Raw genomic sequence first — 16,761 nt, forward strand, 5'->3', positions numbered from 1 at the left:
ATATAAAGAGCGGGAGTATACCGCGATTCAGCCGCGCCTCTACCCCATGGAGCCTTATGCCTCGTTGCTTTTGGTGCACGGAAGATCCGCTTTACCAGGCTTATCACGATCGCGAATGGGGCGTGCCACAGCATGACGCTGGCGCGTTGTTCGAGTTGCTATTGCTCGAAGGGTTCCAGGCGGGTTTGTCCTGGATCACCGTTCTGAAAAAGCGCGAGCGCTATCGCCAGGTGCTGTTCGGCTTCGACCCGCAGCGCCTGGCCGTTATGGGCGATGAGGTCATCGAAGAATTGATGCACGACCCCGGCATCATTCGTAACCGCCTCAAGCTCAACGCGGTACGGCGCAATGCCCAGGCCTGGTTGCGCCTCGAAGACCCGGCCAGTTGGTTGTGGAGCTTCGTCGGTGGCCAGCCACGCATCCATCACCGGGCCGACCGCAGCCAGGTCCCCACCCAGACCCCGGAAGCCGAAGCCATGAGCAAGGCCTTGAAAAAGGCCGGTTTTACTTTTGTAGGGCCGACGATCTGTTACGCCTTTATGCAAGCCAGCGGTATGGTCATGGACCACACCCTGGATTGCGATCGATACGCAGCACTTGCGCACTGACGCTACAATGCGCGGCTTGTAGAAAGAGGAGTCCCCTGTGGATAAGTTTAAAGGTGCGCTGATGGTCGGCGCTCTGCGGTTATTCGCACTGCTTCCGTGGCGCACGGTGCAGTGGGTGGGGGCGGCGATCGGTTGGCTGATGTGGAAGCTGCCGACCCGCTCGCGCGATGTGGTGCGTATCAACCTGGCCAAGTGTTTTCCCGAGCTGGACCCTATTGCGCATGAGCGTTTGGTGGGGCAAAGCCTTAGAGGCATTGGCAAGACCCTGACCGAAAGTGCCTGCGCGTGGATCTGGCCGGCCCAGCGTTCCATCGACCTGGTACGTGAGGTACAGGGCCTGGAAGTGCTCACCGAGGCCTTGGCGTCGGGTAAGGGGGTGGTGGGTATCACCAGCCACCTGGGCAACTGGGAAGTGCTCAATCACTTCTATTGCAACCAGTGCAACCCGATTATTTTCTACCGCCCGCCCAAGCTCAAGGCGGTCGACGACCTGCTGCGCAAGCAGCGTGTGCAGTTGGGCAACCGCGTCGCCGCTTCGACCAAGGAAGGTATTCTGAGTGTCATCAAGGAAGTGCGTAAAGGCGGCCAGGTCGGCATACCCGCAGACCCTGAACCGGCAGAATCGGCCGGAATGTTCGTGCCGTTTCTCGGCACCTTGGCGCTCACCAGCAAGTTCGTGCCGAACATGCTGGCCGGTGGCAAGGCGGTCGGGGTGTTCTTGCACGCGGTGCGGCTGGCTGACGGCTCTGGCTACAAGGTGATCCTGGAAGCCGCGCCCGAGGCGATGTACAGCACCGACACCGAAACCTCGGCAGTGGCGATGAGCGGTGTCATCGAACGCTATGTGCGGGCCTACCCCAGCCAATACATGTGGAGCATGAAGCGCTTCAAAAAGCGCCCTGCGGGCGAGGCGCGCTGGTATTGAGGCAGCGGGGGCGTGCCCCCGATCTGCTGCGGCCGGTCAGAAAAAACTCAACCCCACATGGAACAGCTTCTCCACGTCGCGGATGTACTTCTTGTCGACCACGAACAAAATCACGTGGTCGCCCGCCTCGATGACACTGTCGCCGTGGGCGATCACCACGTTGTCGTCGCGGATAATCGCGCCAATGGTGGTGCCAGGCGGCAGGCTGATGTCATCGATGGCACGGCCGATCACTTTGCTCGAACGGGCGTCACCGTGGGCAATCGCTTCGATGGCCTCGGCCGCACCCCGGCGCAGGGAGTGCACGCTGACGATGTCGCCCCGACGTACGTGGGCTAACAGGGTGCCGATGGTCGCTAATTGGGGGCTGATGGCAATGTCGATTTCGCCACCTTGGACCAAGTCGACGTAAGCCGGGTTGTTGATGATGGTCATGACTTTGCGCGCTCCCAGCCGTTTGGCCAGCAGCGACGACATGATGTTGGCTTCATCGTCGTTGGTCAGGGCCAGAAAAATATCGGCCTGGGCGATGTTTTCTTCGAGCATCAGATCGCGGTCCGAGGCGCTGCCCTGCAAGACCACGGTGCTGTCCAGGGAGTCCGAAAGATGGCGGCAGCGCGCCGGGCTCATCTCGATGATCTTGACCTGGTAGCGGCTTTCGATGGCTTCGGCCAACCGCTCGCCGATCTGCCCGCCCCCGGCGATCACGATGCGCTTGTTGGTCACCTCGACCCGGCGCAGCTCCGCCATGACAGCGCGGATGTCCTCGGTGGCAGCGATAAAAAACACTTCATCGTCGGCCTCGATCACGGTATCGCCGCGCGGAAGGATCGGCCGGTCGCGGCGGAAAATGGCCGCGACCCGGGTGTCGACATTGGGCATGTGCGCGCGGATCTGGCGCAGTTGCTGGCCCACCAGCGGGCCACCGTAGTAGGCCTTGACTGCCACCAGTTGCGCTTTGCCTTGGGCGAAGTCCAGCACCTGCAGGGCGCCGGGGTACTCGATCAGGCGCTTGATGTAGTTGGTGACCACCTGTTCCGGGCTGATCAGCACGTCCACCGGGATGGCGTCGTTGTCGAACAGCCCGGCGCGGGTGAGGTAGGCTGATTCTCGCACCCGGGCGATCTTGGTGGGCGTGTGGAACAGGGTGTAGGCGACTTGGCAGGCGACCATATTGGTCTCGTCGCTGTTGGTCACGGCCACCAGCATATCGGCGTCTTCGGCGCCCGCTTGCCGCAGCACCGTGGGATACGAGCCGTGGCCCTGCACGGTGCGGATGTCCAGGCGGTCGCCGAGGGCGCGTAAACGGTCGGCGTCGGTGTCGACCACGGTGATGTCGTTGGCTTCGCTGGCCAAGTGCTCGGCCAGGGTGCCGCCCACCTGCCCCGCGCCGAGGATGATGATTTTCATCCGATACTCCCATGAGCGATCTTGATCAGCTTGGCATAGTAGAAGCCATCGTGGCCGCCCTCTTGGGCCAGCAGTTGCCGGCCGTGGGGTTGCTTGACGCCGGCGCTGGTGGCCAGGTCCAGCTCGCGCGCGCCGGAGGTGCGCGCCAGAAAAGCCGCAATGACTTCGGTGTTTTCCGTTGGCAGCGTGGAGCAGGTGGCGTACAGCAGAATACCGCCGACCTCCAGGGTTGCCCAAAGGGCGTCGAGCAACTGCCCTTGTAGCGTGGCCAGGGCTGCAATGTCGTCGGGTTGGCGGGTGAGCTTGATATCCGGGTGGCGGCGGATAACCCCGGTGGCTGAGCAGGGGGCGTCCAACAAGATGCGCTGGAACGGCTGGCCATCCCACCAAGCCGCGGTATCGCGCCCGTCGGCGGCGATCAATTGGGCATCCAGGCCGAGGCGGTCAAGGTTTTCTCGCACCCGTACCAGGCGTTTGGCTTCAAGGTCCACGGCCACCACGGCGGCCAGGCCAGGCTCCGTTTCGAGCATATGGCAGGTCTTGCCGCCCGGCGCGCAACAGGCGTCCAGCACCCGCTGCCCGGGTTTCAGGTCCAGTAGCGGCGCGGCCAGTTGGGCGGCTTCATCTTGCACGCTGATCCAGCCTTCGCTGAAACCGGGCAATTCGCGCACGTCGCAGGGTTTTTCCAGGACGATACCGTCTTCGCTGTAAATGCACGGGCTGGCGACGGTGCCTTGGGCGGCGAGCAGTTGCAGGTAAGCGTCACGGCGCTGATGGCGCCGGTTGACCCGCAAGATCATCGGCGGGTGAGCATTGTTGGCGGCGCAAATGGCCTCCCAGTCCTGCGGCCAGAACGCCTTCAGCGATTTCTGCAGCCAGCGTGGGTGGGCGGTGCGCACCACGGGGTCGCGCTCGAGTTCGGCGAAAATAGCCTCGCTTTCGCGCTGGGCGCGGCGCAGTACGGCGTTCACCAGGGCTTTGGCCCAAGGCTTTTTCAGTTTGTCGACGCAACCGACGGTTTCGCCAATGGCCGCGTGGGCCGGGATACGGGTGTACAGCAGTTGGTAAAGGCCCACCAGCAGCAGAGCCTGAACGTCGTTGTCAGCGGCCTTGAACGGCTTTTGCAGCAGGTGCTCGGCCAGTGCCGCCAGGCGCGGCTGCCAGCGTGCGGTGCCAAACGCCAGGTCTTGGGTGAGGCCGCGGTCGCGCACCTGCACTTTATCCAATTGGCTGGGCAGCGAACTGTTCAGCGAGGCTTTGCCACTGAGCACGGTGGCCAGGGCGCGGGCAGCCGCCAGGCGCGGGTTCATTGGCCCAACACCGTGCCAATGGCGAAACTCTCGCGGCGGCTGTTGAACAGGTCGCTGAAATTCAACGGCTTGCCGCCAGGGAATTGCAGGCGCGTCAGGCACAACGCCTGATCGCCGCACGCCACCACCAGGCCTTCTTTGCTGGCGCCGAGGATCTGCCCTGGCGCGCCCTGGCCGTCAGCCACGCGTGCGGCCAATACCTTGACGGCCTCCCCGGCCAGGCTGCTATGGCAAATGGGCCAGGGGAAGAAAGCGCGAATCAGGCGCTCCAGTTCGACGGCCGGGCGGGTCCAGTCGATACGTGCTTCGTCTTTGTTCAGCTTGTGGGCATAGGTGGCCAGGCTGTCGTCCTGGATCTCTCCACCCAGGGTGCCGGCGGCCAGGCCTTCGATGGCGCTGACCACGGCGGCCGGGCCCATCTGCGCAAGGCGGTCATGCAAGCTGCCGCCGGTCTCGTCAGGCCCGATCGGCGTGCTGACTTTGAGCAACATAGGGCCGGTGTCCAGCCCGGCTTCCATGCGCATTACCGTGACGCCACTGGCCTCATCGCCGGCTTGCACCGCACGCTGTATCGGCGCCGCGCCGCGCCAACGGGGCAGCAGCGAGGCGTGACTATTGATGCAACCCAATGCCGGGATGTCGAGCACGGCCTGGGGCAGGATCAGGCCGTAGGCAACTACCACCATGAGGTCGGGCGCCAGCGCGGCCAGCTCGGCCTGGGCTTCGGGCGCGCGCAGGCTGGCGGGCTGCAAGACCGGGATGGCGTGCTCCAGGGCGAGCTGCTTGACCGCACTGGGGGTCAGCTTCTGGCCCCGGCCTGCCGGGCGGTCTGGCTGGGTGTAGACCGCGATCACTTCGTGGGCGGTGGCCAATAGAGCCTTCAGGTGTTCGGCGGCAAACTCGGGGGTGCCCGCGAAGACGATGCGCATGGTGGTAGGGGTCTCGCTTGAAGCTGGAAAAGAAAAAGGCTTGCAACGCAAGCCTTCGGCGGGGCGGGATCAGGCTTGCTGGCGGTGCTGCTTTTCCAGTTTCTTCTTGATCCGGTCGCGCTTGAGGTTGGACAAATAGTCGACGAACAGCTTGCCGTTGAGGTGATCGCACTCGTGTTGAATGCAGACCGCAAGCAACCCCTCGGCAATCAATTCATACGGTTTGCCATCGCGGTCCAACGCCTTGATTTTTACCTGCTGGGGGCGGTCGACGTTCTCGTAGAAGCCCGGTACCGACAGGCAGCCTTCCTGGTATTGGCCCATTTCTTGGGTGAGCGGCTCGAATTCGGGGTTGATGAATACCCGCGGTTCGCTACGGTCCTCGCTCAGATCCATGACGACAATGCGCTTGTGCACATTGACCTGGGTGGCGGCCAAGCCGATGCCCGGCGCCTCGTACATGGTTTCAAACATGTCATCGATCAATTGACGGACTTCGTCGTCGACCACGGCCACTGGCTTGGCCAGGGTTCGCAGGCGCGGGTCTGGAAATTCGAGGATGTTTAAAATAGCCATATGCGTATTTGCTGCACTGTAAGGTAAAGTCGAGGATAGCGGTCGAGCCGGTTGCAAGCGACCTGCCGGTAAAACGATCTCCCAAGGAGAGCCCGTGTCGGGCGGCGTTTCACGTGAGCGGACATGATAAAGGGATTCACGGCATGAGGAAATCACTACTCGCCTGGCTACTGCTGGCGTGTGCAGGGCTGGCCCAGGCACAGGTCGAGCTGCGCGACGGCTACCCCCAGCGGTATACCGTGGTGCAAGGCGACACACTATGGGACATTTCTGCCCGCTTCCTGCGCTCACCGTGGCAATGGCCCGAGCTCTGGCATGCCAACCCACAGATCGCCAACCCCGACCTGATCTACCCCGGCGACTCGCTGGTGCTGACCTATGTCGACGGCCAGCCGCGGCTGACGCTGGAGCGCGGGGCTTCGCGCGGCACTATCAAATTATCGCCGCGGGTACGCACCACCCCCGTGGCCGAGGCTATTCCCAGTATCCCGCTGCAAAGCATCAATGCGTTTTTGTTGAGCAACCGGATCGTCGACGATGCCGAAGACTTCACCCGCGCGCCCTACATTGTCGCGGGCAGCGCCGAACGTGTGCTCAGTGGCATTGGCGACCGTATTTACGCGCGGGGCAATTTCGACGGTGCGCCGCCGGCCTACGACATTTTTCGCCAGGGCAAGACTTACGTCGACCCCGACACCGAAGAAGTCCTGGGCATCAACGCCGACAACATTGGCGGCGGTGACGTGGTTGCCACCGAGGGCGATATCGCCACGTTGGTGCTCAGCCGTGCCAATCAAGAGGTGCGCTTGGCTGATCGGCTGTTCAGCAGTGAAGAACGCGCGGTAAATTCAACCTTTTTCCCCAGCCCGCCGGTGGCACCGGTCGAGGGCATGATCATTGATGTGCCACGGGGTGTTACGCAAATCGGCAAGTACGATGTAGTCACACTGAACCGTGGCAAGCGTGACGGCCTGGCTGAAGGCAACGTTTTAGCGATCTTTAAGGCCGGCGAGAGTGTGCGTGACCGGGTCACCGGCGATCAGGTGAAGATCCCCGACGAGCGTGCGGGCCTGCTCATGGTGTTCCGCACTTATGAAAAGCTCAGCTATGGTTTAGTACTCAATGCCAACCGCTCACTGACGGTCAAGGACAAGGTGCGTAACCCCTGATTTCCCATAGGTTGTCAGACACTTACCAACAGAGTTATCCACAGCTTGTCCTGCTGTTCCGTCGGCGCAATTGATCAAGGATGATCCTATGCCGCTGTTTACCTGCGATGCTCACTCGCCCTGCGAATTAGAGGCGCGCCTGCGTCTGCACCGGCTGCCCGAGGTGGGTCCACAACGTTTCCAACGCCTTATCCGCGCCTTCGGTAGCGCCTCCTCGGCGCTCAGTGCGCCCGCCTCGGCTTGGCAGTCACTGGGCTTGCCCAGCGCTACAGTGCAGGCCCGGCGCAGCCCCGAGGTGCGTGAAGGCGCCCGCGCCGCGTTGGCCTGGCTGGAGGGCCCGGCCCAGCATTTGCTGATGTGGGACCAACCCAACTACCCCGCCCTGCTGGCGCAGATCGCCGACCCACCGCCTCTGTTGTTCGTGCAGGGAGATCCCAGCATTTTGGAAAAACCACAGCTGGCCATCGTCGGTAGCCGTCATGCCTCACCGCCAGGGCTCGACACCGCCAAAGCCTTTTCACGCTGCTTGGCCGACGCCGGCTTTGTCATCACCAGCGGCCTGGCGCTGGGCATCGACGGTGCGGCGCACCAGGGCGCACTAGATGTCGGGGGCCTAACCGTGGGGGTGGTGGGCACTGGCCTGGAAAAATCTTATCCACAGCGGCACCGGGCACTGGCGGCCGCCATGGTCGAACGCGGTGGCGCTGTGGTTTCCGAGTTTCCTTTGGACACCGCCGCCAACCCCGGCAACTTCCCACGCCGCAATCGCATTATCAGTGGGCTGTCGCTCGGCGTGCTGGTGGTCGAGGCCAGCCCGGCCAGTGGTTCGCTGATCACCGCGCGCCTGGCAGCCGAACAAGGGCGCGAGGTGTTCGCCATTCCAGGCTCTATCCATCACCCTGCAGCCAGGGGGTGTCACCAGTTGATTCGCGATGGTGCGCAGTTGGTCGAGAGCATCGAACACATTCTCGAGAACCTGCGCGGTTGGCAGCAGGTGCCTGCTACGGCCGCCAACCTCGCCGATGCGGCTGCTGCCCACCCCCTGCTGGCACTGCTGGTGGCGGCGCCGCAAACCAGCGAGGGCCTGACCCAGGCCGTGGGGTGGGGGTTGGCCGAGGTCTTGGCCGAATTGACCGAACTTGAACTGCAGGGCGCGGTGGTGAATCAGGCCGGGCGTTGGTTTGCGCGTGTCAGCTAAGTACACTGGTGCCTCGGTCAAGGTGGAGCGATAACAATGGTGAGCAGTTGGCGTGTGCAGCAAGCCGCGCGGGAAATTCGAGCAGGTGCGGTCATCGCCTACCCCACTGAAGCGGTCTGGGGGCTGGGTTGTGACCCTTGGAACGAGGAGGCGGTCGACCGGTTACTGGCTATCAAGTCCCGTTCCGTGGAAAAAGGCCTGATCCTGGTAGCCGACACGATTCGCCAATTCGATTTCCTCTTCGAGGACTTCCCCGATGAGTGGCTGAACCGTATGGCCAGTACTTGGCCCGGGCCCAATACCTGGTTGGTCCCGCATCAGGACTTGCTCCCGCAATGGATCACCGGCATCCATACCAGCGTAGCCGTGCGGGTCAGCGACCATCCGCAAATCCGCGAGTTGTGTGCCTTGGTCGGGCCTTTGGTGTCCACCTCGGCCAACCCCCAGGGGCGGCCGGCGGCGCGCACGCGGTTGCGGGTTGAGCAGTACTTTCGCGGCGAGCTCGACCTGGTGCTGGGCGGCGCCTTGGGTGGGCGCAAAAGCCCGAGTGTGATTCGGGACCTGGTGACGGGCGAGGTGATTCGCCCGTCACTCTAGGTATTACGGGATCAGCACAGTCGAACCCATGGTACGGCGCGCGGACAGTTCGGTCTGGGCCTTGGCCGCCTCGGCGAGCGGATAGCGCTGGCTGACCTCTACGTTTAATTGGCCGCTGCTGATCATCTCGAACAGCTCGCTGGCCATCCCCGGCAGGTTGGTCGGCGTGGCGTAGCTGCCCAGGGTTGGCCGGGTGACGTAGAGCGAGCCTTTCTGCGCCAGAATGCCCAGGTTGACCCCAGTGACTGCACCGGAAGCGTTGCCGAAACTGACCAGCAGGCCCCGCGGCGCCAGGCAGTCCAGTGAAGCCTGCCAGGTGTCATGGCCCACGCCGTCATAGACCACCGGGCATTTTTTCCCGTCGGTCAGTTCCAGCACCCGCTGGGCCACGTCTTCGTGGGTGTAGTCGATGGTCTCCCAAGCACCCATGGCCTTGGCCCGTGCGGCTTTTTCCGGCGAGCTGACCGTGCCGATCAATTTGACCCCCAAGGCCTTGGCCCACTGGCAGGCCAGCAAGCCGATGCCACCGGCGGCGGCGTGAAACAACACGATTTCCCCGGCCTTCACAGGGTATGTCTGGCGCAACAGGTATTGCACGGTCAGGCCCTTGAGCATCACGGCGGCCGCCTGCTCGAAGCTAATCGCCTCGGGCAGGGCCACCAAGGCGCTCGCTGGCAAGCTATGCAGTTCGCTGTAGGCGCCCAGCGGGCCGCCCGCATAGGCCACCCGATCGCCCACACTGAAACCCGTTACTTCACTACCCAGCGCATCGACCACCCCAGCGCCTTCTGTCCCCAGGCCCGACGGCAGTGCAGGCGCGGGGTACAGACCGGTGCGATAGTAGGTGTCGATGAAGTTCAGACCGATCGCCTGGTTGCGCACGCGCACTTCCAATGGGCCTGGCTCGGCGGGCGTGTAATCGATGTACTCGAGCACTTCGGGGCCGCCGTGCGCGCTGAATTGAATACGTTTTGCCATCTCAGTTCTCCCTGGGTCGTGTGGCGGAAAACCTCTATCGGACGCTTTTGCTTACTCGGCGTCAACTGCGACGCCCGCGCAGCGGGTGTTATGCTACGCGCCGAATTTGCGTTCGCCCGCTGCCAGGCGGCGTTCGGCCAATGTCTGACCGTTCAAGGTGACCCCATGAGTACCCGTACCGAAGCCGTCAAAGCCTACCTGCTAGACCTGCAAGAGCGGATTTGCCAAGCCCTGCAAAACGAAGACGGTGGCGCCCGTTTTGTCGAGGACGCCTGGGCCCGGCCCGCGGGGGGTGGCGGCCGGACCCGCGTGATCGAAAATGGGCAGATCATCGAAAAAGGCGGAGTCAACTTTTCCCACGTGTTTGGCGCGGGCTTGCCGCCGTCCGCCAGCGCCCATCGGCCCGAACTGGCCGGGCGCGGTTTCGAGGCGCTGGGGGTGTCGTTGGTGATTCACCCGCACAACCCCCATGTCCCCACTTCCCATGCCAACGTGCGCTTTTTTATCGCTGAAAAAGAAGGCGAAGAAGCGGTCTGGTGGTTCGGTGGCGGTTTCGATCTCACCCCCTACTACGCCCATGAAGAAGACTGCGTGCACTGGCATCGAGTCGCCGAGCAGGCTTGCGCGCCCTTCGGGCCGGACGTCTACCCACGCTACAAAGCCTGGTGCGATCGCTACTTCCACCTCAAGCACCGTAACGAGCCGCGCGGTGTCGGCGGCCTGTTTTTCGATGACCTGAACGAATGGGACTTCGACACCAGCTTCGCTTTCATGCGGGCCATTGGCGACGCCTTTATCGAGGCCTACCTGCCCATCGTGCAGCGTCGCAAGGCCATGGCCTGGACTCCGCAACAGCGCGAGTTTCAGGAGTTTCGCCGAGGCCGCTACGTGGAATTCAACCTGGTGTACGACCGAGGCACCCTGTTCGGGCTGCAATCGGGTGGCCGTACCGAGTCGATATTGATGTCGCTGCCGCCCCAGGTGCGTTGGGGCTACGACTGGAAAGCCGCGCCTGGCAGCGAGGAAGCGCGTTTGACCGACTACTACCTGCAAGACCGCGACTGGCTGGGGTTACTGCCTGCGGTCGATAAGGAAACCCCTTGAATGGACCACTACGTCGTATTCGGTAACCCGATCGCCCACAGTAAGTCACCGTTGATTCACACCCTGTTCGCCGAACAGACTGGCCAGCAGATGCTGTACGCCACGCAATTGGCCCCCTTGGGCGATTTTGCCCAATGTGCGCAGGCCTTCTTCCAGCGAGGCCTGGGCGCCAATGTGACAGTGCCGTTCAAGGAGGATGCTTTTCGCCTGTGCAATGAGTTGACGCCGCGTGCGCAGCGCGCCGGGGCGGTGAATATGCTCAGTGCCCTGCCCGGGGGGCGCTTGCACGGGGACAATACCGACGGCGTGGGCCTGGTACGCGACTTGACGGTCAATGCTGGGGTCGCATTGAAGGGTAAGCGAATTCTCTTGTTAGGCGCCGGTGGTGCGGTGCGCGGTGTTCTGGAGCCGCTGTTGGCCGAAGGCCCGGCTTCTTTGGTGATCGCCAACCGTACCGTTGAAAAAGCCGAAAGCCTGGCCAGGCTGTTCGCTGACCTGGGCCCCGTGGCAGCCAGCGGCTTTGATTGGCTGGAAGAGTCGGTAGACATCATTATCAATGCCACCTCAGCGAGCCTGGCCGGTGACGTGCCGCCCATTGCCAGCAGCTTGATAGCGCCCGGGGTTACCGTCTGCTACGACATGATGTACGGCAGAGAGCCTACCCCCTTCTGCCGATGGGCCGAAGCCCACGGCGCGGCGCTGTGCCTGGATGGCTTTGGCATGCTGGTGGAGCAAGCGGCCGTGGCTTTCACCCACTGGCGTGGGGTGCAGCCAGACACCGCGCCCGTGCTGGCGGCGTTACGCGCACAGCTGGTGCTGGGTTAGTTTTCGAACTGAATCGGGCACTGCTCACGCCCCTCCAGCTTCAGCAGCTCATCCACCACCGCCGGGCGTGCCCGCCTGAGCACCAGGTGGCGGCCCTGCGCGTTCAAGTGGCGGGCCACCTGGTGAAGCATCGCGACGCCGGAATAGTCGATGAAATTGATGTGCAAAGCGTCCACGATCACCCGGCGCCCCGACGTAGCTTGCAGGCGTGACTGCAGGTAATGGCTGGCGCCGAAAAAGATCGACCCCCCCACGTGCAATACGCTGTCTTCCCCTTCTTGCGACTGTTGCACCCGCGGCTGGGACGTGCGCTTGAGGTAGAAGAACAGCGACGCGAGTACCCCCGCATAGATGGCCGTTTGCAGCTCCAGCAATAAGGTCGCCAATAGCGTAAGCAGCATCACCACGAACTCTGCACGGCTGACCCTCAGTAGTGCACGGATACCTTTGTAGTCCACCAGGCCCCAGCAGATCAGCAGGATGCTGCCAGCCATGGCTGGAATGGGTATATGGGCGATCAGGCGGGCCCCGGCCAGGGCAAAGACGGCCACCCACAGCGCGGAAAATACCCCGGCCAACGGTGAGCGCGCGCCGGCCTCGTAGTTAAGCGCCGAGCGGGTGAACGAACCCGCCGATAGCGAGCCGGCCCAGAAGCTGCCAAACATGTTCGATAAACCCTGGGCCCGCACCTCCTGGTTGGCGTCGAGCAATTGTTGCGAGCGCGTCGCCAGGGAGCGTGCGATCGACAAACTGGTGACGAGCCCTAGCATGCCCACCGCCACGGCGCTGGGCAGCAAGCGCAGGGCGGTATCCAGGTCCAATGGCAGCGGGCTGAACGGCGGCAGGCGCCCGCTGAATTCGGCCACCCGCTGCACGTGGTCAAACCCGCTAGGCCAGAGCCAGGCCAGCAGGCTCGCGCTGACCAGGCTGATCAGCAGCGTCGGCCAGCGCGGTATCAAGCGTTTGAGAACCAAGCCCAAGACCAGTGTGCCCAGCCCCAGCAGCAATGATGGCTGGTCAACGGCCTGCAGGTGTTGCCCGATGAGCATCAGCGTGGCCAGGGCGGTGCTTTGGCTGTCCAACTGCAGCCCTAGCAGGCTTGGGAGCTGGCCGATAGCAATGACTACGGCAGCACCCAGGGTGAAGCCCAGCACCACCGAATGGGAGACGAAGTTCACCAACGCGCCAAAGCGCAGCAGGCCGAGCACGAGTTGAAACAGACCGGCGAGGAACGTCAGCACCAGGACCAAGGTGACGTAGTCTTGGCTGCCTGGTACGGCCAACGGGCTAATGCTGGTGTAAAGCACGATGGAGATGGCAGCAGTAGGCCCACTGATCAAATGCCAGGATGACCCCCATAAACAGGCAATCAGTACCGGAACGATGGCAGCGTACAGACCATATTCAGGCGGCAGCCCGGCAATCAGGGCGTAGGCGATCGATTGCGGCAGCGCCAGGATCGCGCCGCTCAAACCGACCATCAGGTCGCGCCCGACGCGCTGGCGGTTTTGCCGGGGTAGCCAGGCGAGAAAAGGCAGCAGGTTCTGGCGGTTGGGCCAAGGCATAGGGCTATCGCTTCTTTACGGCATGGCGTCGGGGCACCCTGGGTGCCCCGACCTTTTTACAGGCTCGCTTTGACGGCTGGCAGGGCCTCTTTGCCGTCGAGGGTCTTGACCCCTGCCAGCCATTTTTCCAGCACGGCCGGGTTCGCTTTGATCCAGGCCTTGGCCGCGTTGGCGTTGGTCATTTTTTTATTGGCCACGTCGGCCATGATGCTGTTCTCCATGTCCTGGGTGAACGTCAGGTTGGTCAGCAACTGGCCAACGTTGGGGCACGCTTGGGCATAGCCTTTGCGCGTCACTGTGTAGACGCTGCCGGTGTCACCGAAGTAGGCTTCGCCGCCTTTGAGGTAATGCATTTTAAGCTGGACGTTCATTGGGTGTGGGGTCCAGCCCAAAAACGTAACGAAGCGCTTATTCTTCACGGCGCGTGATACTTCAGCCAGCATGGCCTGTTCGCTGGACTCCACTAGTTTCCATTGGCCCAGGTCGAATTCGTTCTTCGTGATGATCTTTTGCAGCGACAGGTTAGCCGGGGCGCCGGACCCGATACCATAGATCTTCTTCCCGAACTTGTCGGCGTACTTGTTCAAATCGGCGAAGTTGTGCACGCCGGCGTCCCAAACGTAGTCTGGGACGGCCAGGGTGAACTCGGTGCCTTCCAGGTTCTTGGCCAACTGAGTGACGTCGCCGGTGGCGATGAACTTGTCATGGAAACCCTGCTGGGCCGGCATCCAGTTGCCGAGAAAGACATCGACCTTGCCGTCTTTGAGGCCACCATAGGTGATCGGTACGGCCAGGGTATCGACCTTGGCCGTATAGCCCATGCCGCTGAGCAGTACGCCGGTGATCGCATTCGTGGCGGCGATGTCACTCCAACCGGGGTCTGCCATCTTCACGGTGCTGCAGTCTTGTTCGGCCATTACGCGCGTGCCAGTGAGGGTCAGTGCTGCAGCAATCAGAACGGTGGATATCTTTTTCATGGCTTCCCCGGGCTTTCGTTCAGTTATTGGCAGGGTTGTGGATAACGGGCTTTGCGCTCCAGATCGTCGAGATCGATATGGTTGCGCATGTATTGCTGGCTGGCGTCGACCAGTGGCTGGTGGTCCCAGCTCTTGAGTTTGCCCACCGTCAGGGCTTGTGTCACCAAACGCCTGCGGCGCTGGCTGGCGAGTACTTGGGCATGGATGGCCGGTATGTCCCATTTCTGTCGGGCCTCCTGCAGGAATGCCCGCAACACTGAAGGTTCGCTTTGGCTCAGGTCCTGGCGCTCCTGCGGGTCGGCGTCAACATTGAACAGCAGGCACGGGTCGCTTTCGCTGTAGATGAATTTCCACGGGCCGCGCCGGATCATCATGAGTGGGCTGACCGTGCCCTCGGCCATATATTCGCCGAATACTTCGTCATGGCCGCCCTGCCCGTTCAGATGCCCGAGCAGCGAACGGCCGTCCAGGGGTAACTCAGGTAGTAGCTGCCCGCCAGCCAACTCAACCAGGGTCGGCAGTAGGTCCGCCGTCGACACAGACTCACTCACCCGGCCGGCAGCAAATTGCCCTGGGGCGTACACCAGCAGCGGTACCCGCGCCGACATCTCGAACCAGTTCATTTTGTACCAGAGCCCACGCTCCCCCAGCATGTCGCCATGGTCGCCAGAGAAGACGATCAGGGTGTCATCGGCCAGGCCCGTGTCTTCTAGGGTTTGCAGCAGTTTGCCAATGTTGTCGTCGATGTAACTGCAAGCACCGAAATAGGCGCGCCGGGCATCGCGAATCTTATCCACAGGCAGCGGCTTGTCCCACAGGTCGTAGACCTTGAGCAGGCGCTGGGAGTGCGGGTCCAGCGCGGCTTGGGCAGGAACATCTTGGGGCAGGGGTATTTCTTCGTCGCTGTACAGGTCCCAGAACCGCTTGGGGATGGTGTAGGGATCGTGCGGGTGGGTCATCGATACCGTCAGGCAAAACGGTTGCGCGCCGGCTTCGCGAATATGGTCGAACAGGTATTGCTGAGCCTTGAATACCACTTCTTCGTCGAAATCCAGCTGGTTGGTGCGCACGCATGGGCCCGCTTGCAGCACGGAAGACATGTTGTGGTACCAACTGGGGCGCACGTCGGGCTCGTCCCAGTTCACCGCCCACCCGTAGTCCGCTGGGTAGATATCACTGGTGAGGCGTTCTTCGTAGCCGTGCAGTTGGTCGGGGCCGCAAAAATGCATTTTTCCCGACAATGCTGTGCGGTAGCCCAAGCGCCGCAGGTAGTGGGCGTAAGTCGGTACATCGGCAGGAAAGTCGGCCGCATTGTCATAAGCGCCGATCTTGCTGGGTAATTGGCCGCTGACCAAGGTGAAGCGCGACGGGGCGCACAGCGGGCTGTTGCAGTAAGCCGAATCGAACACCACGCTTTGGCTGGCGAGCCGGCTCAGGTGAGGTAGTTTGATTGGGGACGGGCCGTAAATGGGCAACAAGGGGGCGGCCATCTGATCGGCCATGATGAAAAGAATGTTCTTGCGCTTCATGGGATGTTTAGCGCTCCATAGTGAATATTTATGGGAAGGTGATGCCTTTCAGAATGCGGCCCATAGGCTTGGGCGTAAAGGCCATGGAGCGCAATGTGTAGGATAAGCACTGCTTATGTATAACAGTTTGGGTGACCTCTCCCTTGATCTCTTGCGCACGTTCGAAGCGGCAGCGCGCTTGCGCAGCTTTACTGCAGCGGCCCTGGAAATGGGCACCACGCAGCCGGCGGTGAGCCAACAGGTCAAACGCCTTGAAGAGCAACTTGGCGCTCGCCTGTTCGAGCGTATCTACCGCGGTATTGAATTGACTGACGCCGGTTTCGCCTTGTTCGAAGCGGTCCAAGAGGGCTTACAAAGTATCGATGAGGGCCTGTCGAAAATTGCTGAGCACACCCAACACGAAGTGCTCCAGGTCTCGACCGATTTCGCCTTTGCCGCCTATTGGCTGATGCCGCGTCTGCATCGTTTTCATGAGGCTTATCCGCAATTGGATGTGAGCCTGGTCACCAGTGAGCGCAGCCACGCCCTGTTACGCCCCGACGCTGATGTGGCGGTGTTGTTCGGCGATGGTCGGTTCAAGCAGGGTGAAAGCCACTGGTTATTTGGCGAGCAGGTGTTTGCAGTGTGCAGCCCCCGATTGGTCGAGGGGCAGGCCCTGCCGCTGGCCGCGCAGGCTTTGCTGGAGCTGCCACTTCTGCACCTACGGGGCGAGGCCAGCCATCACTGGTTCAATTGGGCTGAGTTGTTCCGCGCGCTACAGCTACCGGGCGCACCGGCACCGGGCCAGTTACGCTTTGATAACTACACCTTGCTGATCCAGGCGGCCATCGCGGGCCAGGGCGTCGCGATCGGTTGGCGGCATCTGGTCGATGCGTTACTGGAGCAAGGTTTGTTGTGTCGGCCGATGGCCGAAGTGGCTGAGTCGCCGATGGGTTATTACGTGGTGGTGCCAACCCGCAAGCGTCATGGAGACAGAGTGCAGTGCTTTTTGGATTGGGTGATGGCAGAGCAGAACGCCTCACCGGTTTGATATCCTCTGCTCACCCGCCCAGCAGGAGCCG

The 16,761-nt window shown here is 62.3% G+C and carries 16 protein-coding genes; 8 read left to right on the forward strand and 8 right to left on the reverse strand.

The window, feature by feature from the left end; translation table 11 throughout:
* Positions 1–56 precede the first annotated feature (56 nt).
* A complete protein-coding gene (locus tag QCL65_RS00855) occupies positions 57–608 on the forward strand; it encodes a DNA-3-methyladenine glycosylase I (RefSeq protein ID WP_407313959.1) in 552 nt (183 codons plus the stop codon).
* Between the two features lie 37 nt (positions 609–645).
* Positions 646–1,533 carry a lysophospholipid acyltransferase gene (locus tag QCL65_RS00860; protein WP_407313961.1) on the forward strand — a complete coding sequence of 296 codons (888 nt, stop codon included), beginning with the start codon at positions 646–648 and terminating at the stop codon, positions 1,531–1,533.
* A gap of 36 nt (positions 1,534–1,569) precedes the next feature.
* On the opposite strand, the gene trkA is transcribed toward QCL65_RS00860, so the two are convergent.
* The 4 genes from trkA to def all read right to left on the reverse strand — a co-directional run bounded on the left by trkA (position 1,570) and on the right by def (position 5,758).
* Positions 1,570–2,943 (reverse strand): Trk system potassium transporter TrkA, encoded by a 1,374-nt coding sequence (gene trkA / locus QCL65_RS00865; RefSeq protein WP_407313963.1) that lies wholly within the window; start codon positions 2,941–2,943, stop codon positions 1,570–1,572.
* Positions 2,940–4,253, reverse strand: a complete 1,314-nt coding sequence (gene rsmB, locus QCL65_RS00870) for a 16S rRNA (cytosine(967)-C(5))-methyltransferase RsmB (RefSeq protein WP_407313965.1) — start codon at positions 4,251–4,253, stop codon at positions 2,940–2,942. The genes trkA and rsmB overlap by 4 nt, the downstream gene beginning before the upstream one ends.
* Complete coding sequence (gene fmt / locus QCL65_RS00875) at positions 4,250–5,182, reverse strand: methionyl-tRNA formyltransferase (RefSeq protein WP_407313967.1); 933 nt, start codon at positions 5,180–5,182, stop codon at positions 4,250–4,252. Before fmt ends, rsmB begins: the two co-directional genes overlap by 4 nt.
* A gap of 69 nt (positions 5,183–5,251) precedes the next feature.
* Positions 5,252–5,758, reverse strand: a complete 507-nt coding sequence (def, locus tag QCL65_RS00880) for a peptide deformylase (RefSeq protein WP_407313969.1) — start codon at positions 5,756–5,758, stop codon at positions 5,252–5,254.
* Between the two features lie 143 nt (positions 5,759–5,901).
* Here def and QCL65_RS00885 point away from each other — a divergent pair, with 143 nt between their 5' ends.
* The 3 genes from QCL65_RS00885 (at position 5,902) to QCL65_RS00895 (ending at position 8,722) form a co-directional block, all read left to right on the forward strand.
* Entirely contained in the window at positions 5,902–6,927 is a 1,026-nt protein-coding gene (locus QCL65_RS00885) for a LysM peptidoglycan-binding domain-containing protein (RefSeq protein WP_407313971.1), read from the forward strand.
* Between the two features lie 88 nt (positions 6,928–7,015).
* Positions 7,016–8,125 carry a DNA-processing protein DprA gene (gene dprA / locus QCL65_RS00890; RefSeq protein WP_407313973.1) on the forward strand — a complete coding sequence of 370 codons (1,110 nt, stop codon included), beginning with the start codon at positions 7,016–7,018 and terminating at the stop codon, positions 8,123–8,125.
* A gap of 36 nt (positions 8,126–8,161) precedes the next feature.
* Entirely contained in the window at positions 8,162–8,722 is a 561-nt protein-coding gene (locus tag QCL65_RS00895) for an L-threonylcarbamoyladenylate synthase (protein WP_407313975.1), read from the forward strand.
* A 3-nt stretch (positions 8,723–8,725) separates the two neighbouring features.
* On the opposite strand, the gene QCL65_RS00900 is transcribed toward QCL65_RS00895, so the two are convergent.
* Entirely contained in the window at positions 8,726–9,700 is a 975-nt protein-coding gene (locus QCL65_RS00900; protein WP_407313978.1) for an NADPH:quinone reductase, read from the reverse strand.
* A 165-nt stretch (positions 9,701–9,865) separates the two neighbouring features.
* Here QCL65_RS00900 and hemF point away from each other — a divergent pair, with 165 nt between their 5' ends.
* Together hemF and aroE are read left to right on the forward strand one after the other, a co-directional pair.
* A complete protein-coding gene (gene hemF / locus QCL65_RS00905; RefSeq protein WP_407313980.1) occupies positions 9,866–10,804 on the forward strand; it encodes an oxygen-dependent coproporphyrinogen oxidase in 939 nt (312 codons plus the stop codon).
* Entirely contained in the window at positions 10,805–11,629 is an 825-nt protein-coding gene (gene aroE / locus QCL65_RS00910; RefSeq protein ID WP_407313982.1) for a shikimate dehydrogenase, read from the forward strand.
* Here aroE and QCL65_RS00915 read toward each other — a convergent pair.
* Genes QCL65_RS00915 through betC form a run of 3 tightly spaced genes read right to left on the reverse strand, consistent with a single transcriptional unit; the run spans position 11,626 to position 15,700 of the window.
* Positions 11,626–13,194: a SulP family inorganic anion transporter gene (locus QCL65_RS00915; RefSeq protein ID WP_407313985.1), complete on the reverse strand. Its 1,569-nt coding sequence runs from the start codon at positions 13,192–13,194 to the stop codon at positions 11,626–11,628. The two genes, aroE and QCL65_RS00915, sit on opposite strands and share 4 nt — an antisense overlap.
* Before the next feature lie 56 nt (positions 13,195–13,250).
* Positions 13,251–14,171 carry a choline ABC transporter substrate-binding protein gene (gene choX / locus QCL65_RS00920; protein ID WP_407313987.1) on the reverse strand — a complete coding sequence of 307 codons (921 nt, stop codon included), beginning with the start codon at positions 14,169–14,171 and terminating at the stop codon, positions 13,251–13,253.
* Positions 14,172–14,194: 23 nt separating this feature from the next.
* Complete coding sequence (gene betC / locus QCL65_RS00925) at positions 14,195–15,700, reverse strand: choline-sulfatase (RefSeq protein ID WP_407313989.1); 1,506 nt, start codon at positions 15,698–15,700, stop codon at positions 14,195–14,197.
* Between the two features lie 115 nt (positions 15,701–15,815).
* Between betC and QCL65_RS00930 the strand changes: the two genes are divergently transcribed.
* On the forward strand, positions 15,816–16,730 hold the full coding sequence (locus tag QCL65_RS00930; RefSeq protein WP_407313991.1) for a choline sulfate utilization transcriptional regulator: 915 nt from the start codon (positions 15,816–15,818) through the stop codon (positions 16,728–16,730).
* Positions 16,731–16,761 lie beyond the last annotated feature (31 nt).

Origin of the sequence: Pseudomonas sp. nanlin1 (assembly GCF_045571515.1) — a bacterium.
GTDB lineage: Bacteria > Pseudomonadota > Gammaproteobacteria > Pseudomonadales > Pseudomonadaceae > Aquipseudomonas.

Bases quoted from the DNA above. Each gene is read 5' to 3' on its own strand.
- QCL65_RS00855 (WP_407313959.1), top strand. From the start codon at position 57: ATGCCTCGTTGCTTTTGGTGCACGGAAGATCCGCTTTACCAGGCTTAT.
- trkA (WP_407313963.1), bottom strand. From the start codon at position 2,943: ATGAAAATCATCATCCTCGGCGCGGGGCAGGTGGGCGGCACCCTGGCC.
- rsmB (WP_407313965.1), bottom strand. From the start codon at position 4,253: ATGAACCCGCGCCTGGCGGCTGCCCGCGCCCTGGCCACCGTGCTCAGT.
- fmt (WP_407313967.1), bottom strand. From the start codon at position 5,182: ATGCGCATCGTCTTCGCGGGCACCCCCGAGTTTGCCGCCGAACACCTG.
- def (WP_407313969.1), bottom strand. From the start codon at position 5,758: ATGGCTATTTTAAACATCCTCGAATTTCCAGACCCGCGCCTGCGAACC.
- QCL65_RS00885 (WP_407313971.1), top strand. From the start codon at position 5,902: ATGAGGAAATCACTACTCGCCTGGCTACTGCTGGCGTGTGCAGGGCTG.
- dprA (WP_407313973.1), top strand. From the start codon at position 7,016: ATGCCGCTGTTTACCTGCGATGCTCACTCGCCCTGCGAATTAGAGGCG.
- QCL65_RS00895 (WP_407313975.1), top strand. From the start codon at position 8,162: ATGGTGAGCAGTTGGCGTGTGCAGCAAGCCGCGCGGGAAATTCGAGCA.
- QCL65_RS00900 (WP_407313978.1), bottom strand. From the start codon at position 9,700: ATGGCAAAACGTATTCAATTCAGCGCGCACGGCGGCCCCGAAGTGCTC.
- hemF (WP_407313980.1), top strand. From the start codon at position 9,866: ATGAGTACCCGTACCGAAGCCGTCAAAGCCTACCTGCTAGACCTGCAA.
- aroE (WP_407313982.1), top strand. From the start codon at position 10,805: ATGGACCACTACGTCGTATTCGGTAACCCGATCGCCCACAGTAAGTCA.
- QCL65_RS00915 (WP_407313985.1), bottom strand. From the start codon at position 13,194: ATGCCTTGGCCCAACCGCCAGAACCTGCTGCCTTTTCTCGCCTGGCTA.
- choX (WP_407313987.1), bottom strand. From the start codon at position 14,171: ATGAAAAAGATATCCACCGTTCTGATTGCTGCAGCACTGACCCTCACT.
- betC (WP_407313989.1), bottom strand. From the start codon at position 15,700: ATGAAGCGCAAGAACATTCTTTTCATCATGGCCGATCAGATGGCCGCC.
- QCL65_RS00930 (WP_407313991.1), top strand. From the start codon at position 15,816: ATGTATAACAGTTTGGGTGACCTCTCCCTTGATCTCTTGCGCACGTTC.